Origin of the sequence: Bradyrhizobium sp. AUGA SZCCT0169 (genome assembly GCF_018130085.1) — a bacterium.
Taxonomy (GTDB): Bacteria; Pseudomonadota; Alphaproteobacteria; order Rhizobiales; family Xanthobacteraceae; genus Bradyrhizobium.
The window spans coordinates 96349-110204 of the sequence record NZ_JAFCMC010000011.1; the positions used below are offsets into that span (position 1 = coordinate 96349).

Here is a 13856-nt window from a genome sequence, read left to right on the forward strand (position 1 = left end):
GGTATAGCCGTCTGAACGACGGCGTCGCTTCCGCTCGCCTATGCCCGGCCATCCACGCCTTGGACCATCAAGAAGGTCTTGGACCATCAAGAAGAAAGACGTGGATGCCCGCGACAAGGGCGGGCATGACGTGGAGAGATTGGTGTCCAGCCATTAGAGTGTTCGCATGAATTCAATTGCAGCAGCCAAGATCAAACCACGCGATGCGCCCAAGGCAACTCCGGGCTGCCCCGCGCTGCTGCTTGATTGGTACGACCGCCATCGCCGCGTGCTGCCGTGGCGGCCGCTGGCGGGGGAGCGCGCGGATCCCTACCGGGTCTGGCTCTCCGAGATCATGCTGCAGCAGACCGGCGTCAAAACGGTCGGGCCGTATTTCCTGAAGTTCGTGACGCGCTGGCCCGATGTGACGGCGCTTGGCCAAGCCTCGCTCGACGACGTGCTGCGGATGTGGGCCGGGCTCGGCTACTATTCACGGGCGCGCAATCTGCACGCCTGCGCGGTCGCGGTGCTGCGCGATCATGGCGGGGTGTTTCCGGATACCGAGGAGGGCCTGCGCGCACTGCCGGGGATCGGGCCGTACACGGCGGCGGCGATCTCGGCGATTGCGTTCGACATCAGAACCATGCCGGTCGACGGCAATATCGAGCGCGTGGTGTCGCGGCTGTTTGCGGTCGAGGAACCGCTGCCGCAGGCCAAACCGTTGATCCGGCAGCTCGCGGCAACGTTGCTGGGTCCATCTCGCGCCGGGGACAGCGCGCAGGCTCTGATGGACCTCGGCTCCTCGATCTGCACACCGAAGAAGCCGACTTGCGTGCTGTGTCCGCTGAATGATGATTGCCTCGCACTCACGCGCGGCGACCAGGAAACCTTTCCGCGCAAGGCGCCGAAGAAATCCGGCACGCTGCGCCGGGGCGCGGCCTTCGTCGTCACGCGGGGCGATGAACTGTTGGTCCGCACCCGCGCGGCAAAGGGCCTGCTCGGCGGCATGACCGAAGTGCCGGGCTCGGACTGGCTCGCCGGACAGGGCGACAAGGCGGCCTTGGCGCAGGCGCCGGCGCTCAAGGGCATCGCCAAATGGCATCGCAAGGTGGGCGTGGTGACGCACGTCTTCACGCATTTTCCGCTGGAGCTCGTGATCTACACGGCGAAGGTGGCCGCACGGACGCGTGCGCCCGAGGGCATGCGCTGGGTGCCGATCGCGACGCTCGCCGGCGAAGCGTTGCCCAATGTGATGCGCAAGGCGATCGCGCACGGGCTGGATCTCTAAGGCAAGGTGTTATCTTTATTTGACGCGTTTCCTTCACGCGAACCGGGTACCCACTTCGCTCGAAAACGCTATGGCTGCTGACACCATGCTGTCAGCAGGCCTCCGCTACAACGCGGCGATCAGGAGGTTCCCATGATCGCCACCGCGCTCGACCATCTCACGCCCCCGCCATCCTCAAAGCTGCTCGGCTGGCACCTGCTCGATGCACGCCCCGAGAAAGGCTGGGTCCGGATCGGCTTCGACGGCCGCAAGGATTTCTGCAACCCGGCCGGCTTCGTGCAGGGCGGCATTCTCTCGGCGATGCTTGACGACACCATGGGGCCGGCGGTGTTCGCGATGACCGACGGAAAACTCTACACCGCAACCATCACCATGACCGTGAATTTTCTAACCCCGGCCAAGCCGGGCAAGATTGTTGGTGAAGCGACCGTGACGCAGCTTGGCAAGACCATCGCGTTCGTCGAGGGCAGGCTGATGTCCGAAGACGGCACCGTCTTGGCAACGGCCACCACCAGCGCGCGGCTGGTCGAGACGGCGAAACTATCAGGTCGTTAGCGCCCCAGCTGCACGATCGGCGGCTTGGCGTTGAGGCCTTCGACCTGGAAACCGGCGACGCGCTTGTAGTTGGCGGCGATGTCTTGCAGCTCTTGCAGCGACAGCACGTCGGTGACGACCTCATAGCCGTCGGGGGCGCGTTCCTCGACCATCTGCATCACCTGTTCCGGCCCGTTGCGCCGGTTCAGCATCACAAGGTCAGTGGTCGCGGGCCGGCGCTCGGCCTCATAGGCTGCGAGCGCGGCGTTGGTCGGGCCGTGCGCCAGGATTTCGCGGGTGATGACGCGGGCATCCAAAATCGCCTGCGAGGCGCCGTTGGAGCCGATCGGGTACATCGGATGCGCGGCGTCGCCCATCAGGGTGACGCGGCCGAAGGTCCATTGCGGGATCGGATCGCGGTCGACCAGCGGATATTCGTACGCATGCGGGCAATCGCGGATCAGGCCGGGCACGTCGAGCCAGTCGAACTTCCAGTCCTTGAACCAGGGCAGGAATTCGTCGAGGTTTGCGGTCCGGTTATAGTCCTCGCGGCGCCACTGATAGGTCGGCGGCATGTGCCGCTCGGCCACCCAGTTGATGCTAGATTTGCCTGACGCGTCGGGCGCCTTCGAAATCGGATAGCAGACGAATTTCAGGATTTCATGACCGGCCATGATCATGGTGCGGCCGGACAGGAAGGCGTCCGACGTGGTGATGCCGCGCCACAGGATGCGGCCGTTCCAGATCGGCGGGCCTTCCTTCGGATAAAGCTTTTCGCGGATCGCCGAGTGAATGCCGTCGGCGGCGATCAGCAACACGCCGTCCTGGTGGCCGGCAGCTTTTCCGGTCGCCTTGTCGATGAACTCGGCGCGGACGCCATCGGCGCTTTCTGTCCAGCCGGTGAGATGATGGCTGGTGAGGATGTTCTCTTTTCCGAGCCGTTCGGTTGCGGCGTCGAGCAGGATCTGCTGCAGCGTGCCGCGGTGGATCGAGAATTGCGGCCATTTGTAACCGGCTTCCACGCCGCGTGGCTCGCTCCAGATCGGTTTGCCGTGCTTGGAAAAATACGCCAGTTCCTTGGTGCGGACCGCGGCCGCGTCGAGCCGGTCGTGCAGGCCAAGCTCGATCAGCTCGCGCACCGCATGCGGCAGCACGTTGATACCGACGCCGAGCGGCCGCAGCTCGGGCACGCTTTCAAAGACGCGTGCGGGAACGCCGATCTGGTGCAGGCTGAGCGCCAGCGTCAGCCCACCAATGCCGCCGCCGGCGATGAGTACGGTCATGTCTACGCCCCTGTTAGATCAAGGGCGTCATGACATGAGGGGCGGCAGGGGGCAACTGCGAAAAGCCGGCAGATATTCCCCTCCCGAGACTTTACGGCAGCGGGGGCGGCGCGCCGAAAAAGCCGATGTTCTTGACCAGTCGGCCATCGGGGCCGACCTCGCCAAAATCGATCGAGATGTCGCCGCAGCTGCCGTCCGCGCGCACCAGGCGCCAGAGGATGCGGAACACGTTGTGGTGCACATCGATGCCGCTCATGAATGCCAGCCGCGCGCCCGGCCGCGACGCCTGCATCGCGGCGATGTGGCGGGCGAGTTCGTTCCGCCCCGTCAGCGAGACCCTGGGATCGAGATAGACGCCGCCGTCGCTCCAGCATTGCGCGAGCAACACCTGCCGTGCGGCAGCCTCCGGCTCGTTCCATGCCGCCATGTACTGCGTCACGACTTCCTTGATTGCGTTGCCGTCCATGATGCTCTCCGCACGATCAAATCCATGCCCAACTCTCGCAAGGGGTTGTCGGCTTGTCACTTACATCCGAGGTAATTGCCGTTCTGATCTGATGGTCTAGATTGCGGCACATGGGCACACCAGTACTGGGTTTGCAGGATACCACGGCCGGGCATTTCAGCAGCCTGCTGAAGCACTGGCGCAGCGTGCGCCGTCTCACCCAGATCGAGCTGGCAAGCGATGCCAACGTGTCGGCGCGGCATCTGTGCTTCCTCGAAACCGGCCGGTCGCAGCCGAGCCGCGAGATGGTGCAACTGCTCGGCAGCGCGCTCGATCTGCCGCTCGAGGAGCGCAATGCTCTGCATGTCGCGGCGGGCTTCGTGCCGCCCTATGGCGACAAGGGGCTGGCGGCTGAAAATCTGCAGCCGGTGCAGCAGGCGCTCGATTTCATGCTGCGGCAGCAGGAACCTTATCCGGGGATCGTGGTCGACGGACACTGGGACGTGCGGATGCGCAACCAGGGGTCCGCGCGCCTGCTCAAGCCGTTTCGCGATTCTTACCGGATGGAAGCCGGCGTTGCCGACAACGCCATGCACGTCGTTTTCCATCCAAAAGGCCTGCGGCAGTTCATCGTGAACTGGGAGGAGTTCGCCGGCCAGATGATCCAGATCCTGCACCGCGACGTCGCGCAGGGCAGCCGCGCCGCGGCACGCCTGTTCGACGAGATCATGGCCTATCCCGGGCTGCCGGCCGAATGGCGGCTTCCCCGCCATTCGCACGCCAGTTCGCCCGTGATGATCATGCAACTCGCCAAAGATGATTTCCGGCTCGCGTTCTTTTCTACCTTTACGATGCTCGCGATGCCGACGGACGCGGCGCTGCAACAGATCAAGATCGAATGCTTTTTTCCGGCTGATGACGCCACCGCAGAGATGGCGCGCACGATGGCGCTCTGACAAAACCAGAGGAGATGACGATGCAACTCGCTACACGTAAGGATCAATCCGCCGAGACAATGGACGAATTGCGCGCGTTGAACGCCCGCTTCATCCATAATTTCGTCACCAACGATGTCGCCTCGCACGACGCCATCCTGCACCCCGCCTTCATCAGCATCTGGCCGACCGGCAAGCGCTGGGATCGGGCGACCTATCTGAAATACTGGGCGACCGCCTTCGATCCGAAGCTGATCCCGTACTGGGACGTCCGCGACGAACTCATCACCGTCATCGGCGATGTCGCGCTGGTGCGCTCCACCAACAAGGCCACCCGTCGCAGCGACGGCAACGAAGTGACCGGGATGACCATGTACACCGACACCTACCTGTTCGAGAACGGCGCGTGGAAATGCATCCAGGCCCAGATCCAGGCGGTGGCGCCCGAGTTTTATCCCGCCGACGACACCATCGTCAGCGTCTATATCGAGGGAAAGCTGCAGCCCCGCGCGGCGTGAGTCCCACTCAGGGTTCGCCTGGGATAGACGGCGCAGCAATGCGCCGCTAACCTGAGGCATCACCCGTGAGGATCAACATGCTCAAGCTCTATTTTGCCCCCGGCACCTGCGCGCTCGCCACCCACATCGCGCTGGCGGAAGCCGGCGCCGACTACACCGCCGAGCGGATCGACTTCAAGACCAACCAGCAGCAAAGTCCGGAATATTTGGCGATCAATCCGAAAGGCCGCGTGCCGGCGCTGGTCACCGATCGCGGCGTCCTGACCGAGAACGTGGCGATGCTGGCCTACATCGCGCAGAGTTTTCCAAAGGCGAAGTTGGCGCCGCTCGATGATCCCTTTGCGTTCGCGCAAGTGCAGGCCATCAACAGCTATTTGTCTTCGACGGTACACGTGGCGCATTCCCATAAGGGGCGCGGCTACCGTTGGGCCACGGAAGAATCCTCTTTTGCCGACATGAAGAAGACGCTTCCGAAAAGCATGGGCGCGGTCTTTGCGCTGCTCGAGCAGAAGATGCTCAAGGGCCCATGGATGATGGGCGAGAACTACACGATCTGCGACCCCTATCTGTTCACGCTGACGGGATGGCTGGAAGGCGACGGCGTCGACATCGCGACACTGCCGAAGGTCGCCGACCATTTCAAGCGCATGAAGGACCGGCCCGCCGTACAGAAGGCGCTCGCGGAAGAGAAGGTGTGAGCATCTGTCAAACCTCATCCCCGCGTGAGCGTAAGCTCATCGCTGGAGGAGCGGCCTCTTGGCCGCGTCTCGAAGGATGCAGGCCCGTCTGTGGCCTCATAGTTCGAGACGCGCGAAGACGTGCTCCTCACCATGAGGGTTCAAGGGTTGCTACGCGACCTTCTTCTTCTCCCGCTCCATCTCGCGGCCGATGCCGAGCATGATGTGGCGCAGCCAGATCGAGCCGGGATCCATCTGGGCGCGAGTCGGGTAGAACATGAACTGCTCGTCGATCCCGGGATCGAACGGCGGGGTGATGGTCGCGAGCGACAATTGCTTCGATAATGCGCCGATCAGGCGGCGCGGCACGAAGGCGACCAGATCCGTGCGCGCGGTGACGTGCAGCGCCTCGATATAGCCGGGCACGACCAGCGCGATCTTGCGTTCGATGCCTTTGGGCCGCAGCCACATATCAATCAGATCCTCGCTCTGGCCGCGAATCACGACGGCGACATGCCGCGCGTCGAGAAATCCGTCGCGCTTTTTCAGTTTGGCGGCGGCGGGATGGCCGCGGCGCACCGCCAGCGCATCACTGTCGGTGTAAAGGCGCTGGCGGTGAAAGCCGCGAAAGGCGTCGCCGATTGAGATCACGAGATCGAGGGTGCGGGCGAATTCGGCGGTGAAGATCGCAGGCCCCCGCCACGGCACCACGTCGATCCGGGCGTTCGGCGCCAGTTTGGTGATCTTCTCCATCAGGGGCGGCATCAGGAGTTCGACCGCGAGATCCGGCATCATCAGCCGAAAATGCCGTTCGCTGCGCGCGGCGTCGAAATCGTCTGATATGAACAGGGAGCGCACCTGGTCGAGCGCCTGCGCCAGCGGACCGCGCAACGCCAGCGCGCGCGGCGTCAGCTCCATGCGGGCGCCGTTGCGCACCAGCAGGGGATCGCCGATCAGGTCGCGCAGCCGCTGCAGCGCGTGGCTGGTGGCCGGCTGCGACAGCCCGATCCGCATCGCGGCCCGGCTGACATTGCCTTCCCTTAGCAGCGCGTCGAGCGCGACCAGCAGGTTGAGGTCGAGCGAATTCAAATTCATCAGATGAATATATATCATATTCTCTATCGATTGGAAGAATGCGGCCCGGAGCGCGATGATCTGAAACATCAGATCACAGGAGAAGCCGCCATGAGCGCCGCAGCCAACAAGAAACTGATGGAGACGATCTTTGCCGGCGTTGCCGCCGGCGATCGGACTTCGTTCACCGATGCCCTGGCCGCTGACGTCACCATGACTGTCACGGGTCAGTACTCGTGGTCGCAGACCTTTCACGGCAAGGAATCCGTGCTCCGTGACCTGCACGGCTATGTCTCTTCCCTGTTGAAGCATCGCCGTACCGTTCCGTTCCGGATCATCGCCGACGATGAATGGGTCGCGGTGGAAGCGCGGGGCGACATGGTGACCCACGCCGGCGAGCGATACGACAACCATTATTGCCTGATCTACCGGATCGAGAACGGCAAGATTCGCGAAATCCGTGAGTACAACGACTCGGCCTTGTGCGAGCGCGTGCTCGGGCCGTTCCCGCAGGGGCGCAAGCTTGCGGGTTGACGCGTTGAGCAGCGTTTGCGCCGGCGACCGGCATCAACAACGCCACGTGCGAACACGTCTGCGTTCGACGCGCGCGGTCATCGCGGCTATCATCGCTCTCGTCCGGGTGTGGCGGGAGCGCCGCCGTTCCCGGCGTCAACTCTCTGTCATGAGCGCGCGCGAATTAGAGGATATCGGACTCTGCCGGCCCGAGCTGGGCTGCGAAATCGGCAAGCCGTTCTGGCGGAAATAAAAAAGGGAGATCGATATGAGCAAGGAAATCTTCAGCCCGGCGACGCTGCCGCCGCCGACCGGCTATTCGCACATCGCCAAGGTCAACAAGGGCACGCTGGTCTATGTGGCGGGTCAGGTTTCGGCAGACGCATCCGGCAAAATGGTCGGCGAAGGCGATTTCGAGGCGCAGGTCGAGCAGGTGTTCAAGAACCTCAAGCTCGCGCTGGAAGCGGCCGGCGCCACCATGGCCGACATCGTCAAGCTCAACACCTATCTGGTTGCAGAGGTCAGCCAGGACGATTTGCCGAAAATGCGAGCGATACGCGACCGCTACCTGAACAAGGAAAAGCCGCCGGCGAGCACGCTCGTGGTCGTCAGCCGCCTGGCGCGGCCGGGCTGGCTGATCGAAATCGAGGTGGTGGCGGCGATCGACTAATGCGTAAGCCGAAAACGGCGCCCGCGAAGGGCGCCGTTTTGCTTTGGCCAGTTTTTTGCGGATCAGGCCGCCTTGGTAGAGAGGTGCTTGAACATGTTGCCGCGCGCCTCGTCGTCCATCTCGGCCTTGAAGGTGAACTTGTCTTTCAGCGCGATCGCCTTGGCCGCCGCGGGACGCGCCGATATCTCATCGACCAGTCGCTTGACGTTGGCGTATTTCGCGGCGGCTTCGTCGCTCATCACGAAGGCGGCCATCCGCGCCCAGCCCCACAGCGCCATGTCGGCAACGGTGTAGGTGTCGCCGACCATATACTTCTTGCCGGCGAGGTGATCGTTCAGCACGGCGTAGTGGCGCTGCGCCTCGAACTGGTAGCGGTTATGGGCATAGTCGTGGTTCTGGTCCTTCGGCGCAAAGTGCTTGAAGTGCACCGCCTGGCCCGAATAGGGCCCGATGCCGGTCGCGACGAACATCAGCCATGAGAGCAGCTGCGCGCGGTTCTGCGGCGTGTTCGATGGCAGGAATTTGCCGGTTTTCTCGGCGAGGTAGAGCAGGATGGCGTTGCTGTCGAAGACGAGCACGCCGTCGTCGTCGATCGCCGGCACCTTGGCGTTGGGATTGATCTTCAAAAATTCCGGCTTGAACTGATCGCCCTTGCGGGTGTCGACCGCGACAGGTTCAAAGGCGATGCCGGCTTCCTCGAGGAAGAGCGCGATCTTGGTCGGGTTGGGCGAGCCGTTGAAATAGAATTTGAGCATTTTTGGAAAACTCCCTTTGCTTCTTGCCTGCCAGCGCTGCGAGCCGGGCGCGGGTGACCCTACCGCAGCGCGGCATGTCCATGCTCAAATTTTTCGAAGCAGCGCAACCGACGAGTCTGTGAGGCAGGGCGCGGCGCGGCAAAGATGCCCACCGCGGCGCTCAGCTCAGCTAAGCCGATCAGCCGAGGTAGAAAAAGCCCACCAGCCCGACAACGATCAATCCAGCACCCGCCAGGTCGACGATGGTGGCGAAGCGAATCGCCGAGTGCAGGTTCGACGCCTGAATCATCCGCTCCGACCGGCGCGCATAGCCGTGGACGATGATCTGCTGGTTGAAATCGCTGTTCGCTTCCAGCCGCTCGGTCAGGCCGACGCAGATCAGGAGCACGCCGAGGATGACGAAGCCGGCAAAGCCCAGCAAGGTGAACAGCAGGATCGGGGGCACGCCGATCAGGAAGATCGGCAGCAGTGGCAACACCAGTAATGAATCGGATTGGGAGCGCATCGGACGGCTCGCTGTGGCCGCAAATAACGGCCTGTATGGGTTAAGCAAGCAATGAATATAGCTACGAATCACGGCAAAACAGGGGGCGGCAGACTGCGTAAATCACAGGGCTGGTATCTCGCGGGTTGCGACGCCATGGCAAGGTTGAAGGCAGGATGAAAACAGCCGCAGCGGCGGGTTAGCCCGCCGCCATTCCGGAGCGGATCTCGGCGCGCAGATCGTCGATCAGCCGCAAGCCCTTCTTGGTCTCGACGTGCCAGAAGGTCCAGCCGTTGCAGGCGCCGGAGCCCTGGGCCACCGCGCCGATGCGGTGGATCGAGCCGACCTTGTCGCCGAGCATGATGGCGCCGTCCGCGCGGACCAAAGCGCCGTGGCGCTTCTTGGAATCGACCAGTTTGGTGCCGGGCGAGATCATGCCGCGCTCGATCAGTTCGGAGAACGCCACGCGGGGTGCGTCGCGGGCGGTCATGAACGGCGCCAGCGTCGCCTCGGGCAGCCGTTCGATGGCCGCGATGCGGGCTTCGGCCGCAGCCGCATAGGTCTTGTCGCGCTCGAAGCCGATGTAGCGGCGGCCGAGGCGTTTTGCCACGGCGCCTGTCGTGCCGGTGCCGTTGAAGGGATCGATCACGAGATCGCCGGGCTTTGACGACGACAGCAGCACGCGCGCCAAAAGGCCCTCGGGCTTCTGGGTCGGGTGCACTTTCTTGCCGTCGTCGCCCTTGAGGCGCTCGTCGCCGGTGCAGAGCGGGATCAGCCAGTCGGAACGCGCCTGCACGTCCTCGTTGGCGGCCTTCAGGGCTTCATAGTTGAAGGTGTAGCCTTTTGCTTTCTCGTCGCGCGCCGCCCAGATCATGGTCTCGTGCGCATTGGTGAAGCGGCGGCCGCGGAAATTCGGCATAGGATTGGTCTTGCGCCAGACGATATCGTTGAGGACCCAGAAGCCGAGGTCCTGCATGATCGAGCCGACGCGGAAAATGTTGTGGTAGGAGCCGATCACCCACAGCGTCGCCGACGGCTTCATGACGCGGCGGCAGGCGAGCAGCCAGGCGCGGGTGAAATCGTCATAGGCGGCAAAGGATGAAAACTTGTCCCAGTCGTTGTTGACGGCATCGACATGCGATTCGTCGGGACGCTTGAGATCGCCCTTGAGCTGCAGATTGTACGGCGGATCTGCGAACACCAGATCGACGGAGCCTGCCGGAAGCTTCGACATCTCGGCGACGCAATCGCCTACGACGATACGAACACTCTCTTCGGACTCGAATTTAGTGCGGGGCGCCCTTGCAGACGCCCCGCGACGCGACACTACCATGACTCAACTACTCTGACTCAGGCGACGCTGTCGGCGACGCGGGACTAAACAACCGACTGGCGTTACATTGACCGGCCAAAGTAAAAATCGACTTAATCAGTATTGCTGCTCGGACAGATTTGCCGGGGCTGATTAGCGTTTAAGCGCACCAAAGCGATTTGCAGCGAGGCCTGTCCCGCACTTGATGCGGGATGGATGCCGGTTCGCGTCAGGAAAACGCGTCAAATCAAGAATCTGGCGCCCCGTTCCGATTCAATCGGAATGGAAACGGCGCTAGGCAATAATTGCCGGGCGGGTTATTGATTAATGGAATGGAAATTTTACGTCTGTGCCGCGTTGGGTATCCAAGGGCAATCCGCCGGGATGAGGAATTTGCGCCATGCGTTACGATGACTTCCGCCGCAGCGACTCTATCGACGACCGTCGCGACGACAGCGGTGGCGGTGGTGGTGGCGGCGGCTTCGGTATTCCGATGGGCGGCGGTGGCGGGCTCGGCATCGGCACCATTATCGTGCTCGGCCTGGTCGGCTATGCCTTCGGCATCGATCCGCGCATCCTGATCGGCGGCGCGGAAATTCTCACCGGCGGCAGCCAGCAGGCGCCGACCTACCAGACCGACCGCCGGTCGGGCCCGGCCACCACAGGCGCCCCCAAGGACGAGATGGGCAGCATGATCGCCGGCGTGCTCGGCGAGATCGACGATCGCTGGAACGAGATCTTCCAGGCCAGCGGGCAAACCTACAAGGGGCCGCGCATCGTGCTGTTCCGCAACGCCACCAATGGCGGGCGCTGCGGCATGGCGCAGTCGGCGATGGGGCCGTTCTACTGCCCGCCTGACAGGCAGATCTTCCTCGACACCCAATTCTTCCGCGACGTCGAGACGAAGTTTCGCGGCTGTTCGGGCAGCTCCTGCAAATTCACCACCGCCTATATCATCGCGCATGAGGCTGGCCATCACATCCAGAACCTGCTCGGCATTCTGCCGCGCGTGCAGCGCATGCAGGAGCAGGCCGGCAGCAAGGCGGAAGCCAACGCGCTCCAGGTCAAGGTCGAGTTGCAGGCGGATTGCCTGTCCGGCGTCTGGGTCAACCGCGAGGAAAAGAAACGTCCGGGCTTCGTCGAACCCGGCGACATCGAAGCCGCGCTGACCACGGCCACCGCGATCGGCGACGACACGCTGCAGCGCAAGGCGACGGGCAGGGTGGTGCCTGATTCATTCACCCACGGCTCCGCGGCGCAGCGCAAGCAATGGTTCATGACCGGCTACAAGCAGGGCACCGTGCAGTCCTGCAATACGTTTGCCGCAGGGGCGTTGTAGCGCGAGTTATGCTGTAGAACGCGTCATCCCCGGACGAACGCACTTGCGTTCGCTCGGGAGGTGCTCGCCTCTTCGGCGAGCCTCGAAGGATAAAGCGCCCGTAGCCATCCTTCGAGGCGCGCAAGAGCGCGCACCTCAGGATGACGTCGGAGTGAGAGGCAAAGGGTAGTTCAAATGTCCTCCATCGACGAAACCAAACAATTCGTACCGCTCAACATCGCCGTGCTGACGATCTCGGACACGCGCGCGCTTGCCGATGACAAGTCCGGTGCGACGCTGGCGGAGCGGCTGGTCGCCGCCGGCCATCACCTCGCGGCGCGCGAAATCATCGTCGACGACGTCGATGCGATCCGCGTCATCATCCGCCGATGGATCGCCGATCCCGGTGTCGATGCCATCATCACGACAGGCGGCACCGGCTTCACCGGCCGCGACGTCACGCCGGAGGCGGTCGAGCCGCTGTTCGAAAAGCGGATGGACGGTTTCTCCACCGCGTTCCACATGCTGAGCTACGCCAAGATCGGCGCCTCGACGGTGCAGAGCCGCGCCACCGCCGGGGTTGCCGGCGCGACCTTCATCTTCTGCCTGCCGGGCTCGCCCGGCGCCTGCCGCGACGGCTGGGACGGCATCCTCGCCGCCCAGCTCGACTACCGCACCCGCCCCTGCAATTTCGTCGAGATCATGCCGCGGCTCGACGAGCATCTGCGCCGCCCGAAAGCCAAGGGCGCGTCGGTTTAGCCGTATCCGTAGGATGGGTTTCGCGTAGGATGGGTTGAGCTCTTCGCGAAACCCATCATCTTTTCTTTGCGTGATTGATGGGTTTCGTGAAGAGCTCAACCCATCCTACGAGTCCGGGGCTGGTGGCCGTCAGCGCGGCCGCGTCATCTTGATCAAAAGACGCCAAACTCCACGCCACATGTCACGGTAAGCTTCCGCACGTAGCTCGTGCGCCCTTCCCTTATAAAAAGCGAGCAGGTCCGACGTGACGCGCCGCGGCGTGTCGCGGCGCCCCGGCTTCACAGGTCGCGTTCCCAGGTCTCGCCAACCAGGCTCTGGCCAAAACTTCGATGCGGCTCGGTCGCGACCAGCTTAAAGCCGGCGTCCTGATAGATCTTGCGCGCGGCGACCAGGATGCTCTGGGTCCACAATGTCATCCTGCGATAGCCGGTCGCCCGCGCGAAGGCGACGCATTCGGCGACCAGCCGCTGGCCCAATCGCTGGCCGCGTCCGGCGGGATCGACCAGCAGCAGGCGCAGCTTGGCAACGTCGTCGCTGTGCTTGACCACAAACACCGAGCCGACCTGGACGCCATCCAGCTCGGCAATCCAGCAACGCTCGCGCGAGGCGTCGAACGAGGTCAGGAATTTCGCCGCGATCTCCGCCACCAGCGCTTCGAACGAGGAGTCAAAGCCATATTCGCTGGCGTAGAACGCGCCGTGGCTCTGCACCACCCAGCCCATGTCGCCGGGGCGGTGAGTGCGCAGGATCGCTGGCGCCGCCGCCGCGCCTGATACGCCGAGCAGCCGCTCGATCTCGGCCATCGCGCCGACGAGCTTTTGGCTGCCGCCGCGCGGCAGCGCGGCCAGCATTGCGCCGATGTCGTCCTGCATGCTGCGTTCGAGTTTGGCGAAGGTCTGGCGTCCCTTGGCCGTCAGGGCGAGCTGGAATTGCCGCCGGTCCGCCGGCAGCGGCTTGCGGGTGATCAAGCCATTCTCGTCGAAGTTCTGCACGATCCGGCTGAGATAGCCGGCGTCGAGCCCGAGTTCGGCGCCGATCTGCTTGGCCGAAAGGTCTTCGCGATAGGCAAGTTCGTACAGCACCCGCGCCTCGCTGAGCGAGAACGGGCTCTTCATCAGTTGCTGGTCGAGCACGCCGAGCTTGCGGGTGTAGAAGCGGTTGAAGGCGCGGACCGCCGCGACCTCTTCGTCGGAACTGTTCTGGGACATGGCGCACCTCGATACTTGCCATTGTCAGATAGTTGTTTGACTTTAGCAAGTATATTCTGGTGCGAATCGGGCCCATTCTATCTTTGCATGAAGTTGTCCTCGCG

General features: G+C 63.3%; 17 protein-coding genes. 10 read left to right on the plus strand and 7 right to left on the minus strand.

Annotated elements, in window-relative coordinates; genetic code table 11:
• The first annotated feature begins 166 nt into the window (after window positions 1-166).
• Together mutY and JQ609_RS15390 are read left to right on the plus strand one after the other, a co-directional pair.
• Window positions 167-1267 carry an A/G-specific adenine glycosylase gene (gene mutY / locus JQ609_RS15385; protein ID WP_212274027.1) on the plus strand — a complete coding sequence of 367 codons (1101 nt, stop codon included), beginning with the start codon at window positions 167-169 and terminating at the stop codon, window positions 1265-1267.
• 132 nt (window positions 1268-1399) lie between these two features.
• Complete coding sequence (locus JQ609_RS15390) at window positions 1400-1822, plus strand: PaaI family thioesterase (RefSeq protein ID WP_212211042.1); 423 nt, start codon at window positions 1400-1402, stop codon at window positions 1820-1822.
• On the opposite strand, the gene JQ609_RS15395 is transcribed toward JQ609_RS15390, so the two are convergent.
• The gene (locus JQ609_RS15395) at window positions 1819-3084 is read right to left on the minus strand and encodes a flavin-dependent oxidoreductase (RefSeq protein ID WP_212274029.1); all 1266 of its coding nucleotides are present in this window, start codon (window positions 3082-3084) and stop codon (window positions 1819-1821) included. The genes JQ609_RS15390 and JQ609_RS15395 overlap by 4 nt on opposite strands.
• A gap of 91 nt (window positions 3085-3175) precedes the next feature.
• Window positions 3176-3550: a nuclear transport factor 2 family protein gene (locus JQ609_RS15400; protein WP_212274031.1), complete on the minus strand. Its 375-nt coding sequence runs from the start codon at window positions 3548-3550 to the stop codon at window positions 3176-3178.
• Between the two features lie 110 nt (window positions 3551-3660).
• Between JQ609_RS15400 and JQ609_RS15405 the strand changes: the two genes are divergently transcribed.
• The 3 genes from JQ609_RS15405 to JQ609_RS15415 all read left to right on the plus strand — a co-directional run bounded on the left by JQ609_RS15405 (window position 3661) and on the right by JQ609_RS15415 (window position 5680).
• Window positions 3661-4485 carry a helix-turn-helix domain-containing protein gene (locus JQ609_RS15405; RefSeq protein ID WP_212274033.1) on the plus strand — a complete coding sequence of 275 codons (825 nt, stop codon included), beginning with the start codon at window positions 3661-3663 and terminating at the stop codon, window positions 4483-4485.
• 20 nt (window positions 4486-4505) lie between these two features.
• Window positions 4506-4982: a nuclear transport factor 2 family protein gene (locus JQ609_RS15410; RefSeq protein WP_212274035.1), complete on the plus strand. Its 477-nt coding sequence runs from the start codon at window positions 4506-4508 to the stop codon at window positions 4980-4982.
• A gap of 77 nt (window positions 4983-5059) precedes the next feature.
• Window positions 5060-5680 (plus strand): glutathione S-transferase family protein, encoded by a 621-nt coding sequence (locus JQ609_RS15415; RefSeq protein ID WP_212211032.1) that lies wholly within the window; start codon window positions 5060-5062, stop codon window positions 5678-5680.
• A gap of 150 nt (window positions 5681-5830) precedes the next feature.
• Here JQ609_RS15415 and JQ609_RS15420 read toward each other — a convergent pair whose 3' ends face one another.
• The gene (locus JQ609_RS15420; RefSeq protein ID WP_212274091.1) at window positions 5831-6754 is read right to left on the minus strand and encodes a LysR family transcriptional regulator; all 924 of its coding nucleotides are present in this window, start codon (window positions 6752-6754) and stop codon (window positions 5831-5833) included.
• A 90-nt stretch (window positions 6755-6844) separates the two neighbouring features.
• Here JQ609_RS15420 and JQ609_RS15425 point away from each other — a divergent pair, with 90 nt between their 5' ends.
• Genes JQ609_RS15425 through JQ609_RS15435 form a run of 3 tightly spaced genes read left to right on the plus strand, consistent with a single transcriptional unit; the run spans window position 6845 to window position 7916 of the window.
• Window positions 6845-7267: a nuclear transport factor 2 family protein gene (locus tag JQ609_RS15425; protein ID WP_212274037.1), complete on the plus strand. Its 423-nt coding sequence runs from the start codon at window positions 6845-6847 to the stop codon at window positions 7265-7267.
• A gap of 46 nt (window positions 7268-7313) precedes the next feature.
• Window positions 7314-7499 (plus strand): DUF1127 domain-containing protein, encoded by a 186-nt coding sequence (locus JQ609_RS15430; protein WP_312014863.1) that lies wholly within the window; start codon window positions 7314-7316, stop codon window positions 7497-7499.
• 15 nt (window positions 7500-7514) lie between these two features.
• Window positions 7515-7916, plus strand: coding sequence for a RidA family protein (locus tag JQ609_RS15435; protein ID WP_212274039.1), 402 nt, complete (start codon window positions 7515-7517; stop codon window positions 7914-7916).
• A 62-nt stretch (window positions 7917-7978) separates the two neighbouring features.
• On the opposite strand, the gene JQ609_RS15440 is transcribed toward JQ609_RS15435, so the two are convergent.
• From JQ609_RS15440 to JQ609_RS15450, 3 genes are all read right to left on the minus strand, one after another.
• Window positions 7979-8671, minus strand: coding sequence for a glutathione S-transferase family protein (locus JQ609_RS15440; RefSeq protein ID WP_212274041.1), 693 nt, complete (start codon window positions 8669-8671; stop codon window positions 7979-7981).
• A gap of 178 nt (window positions 8672-8849) precedes the next feature.
• Window positions 8850-9176 carry a hypothetical protein gene (locus JQ609_RS15445; protein ID WP_212274042.1) on the minus strand — a complete coding sequence of 109 codons (327 nt, stop codon included), beginning with the start codon at window positions 9174-9176 and terminating at the stop codon, window positions 8850-8852.
• Window positions 9177-9354: 178 nt separating this feature from the next.
• Window positions 9355-10488, minus strand: coding sequence for a site-specific DNA-methyltransferase (locus JQ609_RS15450; protein WP_212274043.1), 1134 nt, complete (start codon window positions 10486-10488; stop codon window positions 9355-9357).
• A gap of 379 nt (window positions 10489-10867) precedes the next feature.
• Here JQ609_RS15450 and JQ609_RS15455 point away from each other — a divergent pair, with 379 nt between their 5' ends.
• Window positions 10868-11806: a neutral zinc metallopeptidase gene (locus JQ609_RS15455; protein ID WP_212274044.1), complete on the plus strand. Its 939-nt coding sequence runs from the start codon at window positions 10868-10870 to the stop codon at window positions 11804-11806.
• A gap of 174 nt (window positions 11807-11980) precedes the next feature.
• Window positions 11981-12544: a molybdenum cofactor biosynthesis protein B gene (moaB, locus tag JQ609_RS15460; RefSeq protein WP_212035440.1), complete on the plus strand. Its 564-nt coding sequence runs from the start codon at window positions 11981-11983 to the stop codon at window positions 12542-12544.
• Between the two features lie 278 nt (window positions 12545-12822).
• Here the strand turns inward: moaB and JQ609_RS15465 are convergent, their stop codons facing one another.
• Window positions 12823-13752, minus strand: a complete 930-nt coding sequence (locus JQ609_RS15465; RefSeq protein WP_212274045.1) for a helix-turn-helix domain-containing GNAT family N-acetyltransferase — start codon at window positions 13750-13752, stop codon at window positions 12823-12825.
• Between the last annotated feature and the right edge of the window lie 104 nt (window positions 13753-13856).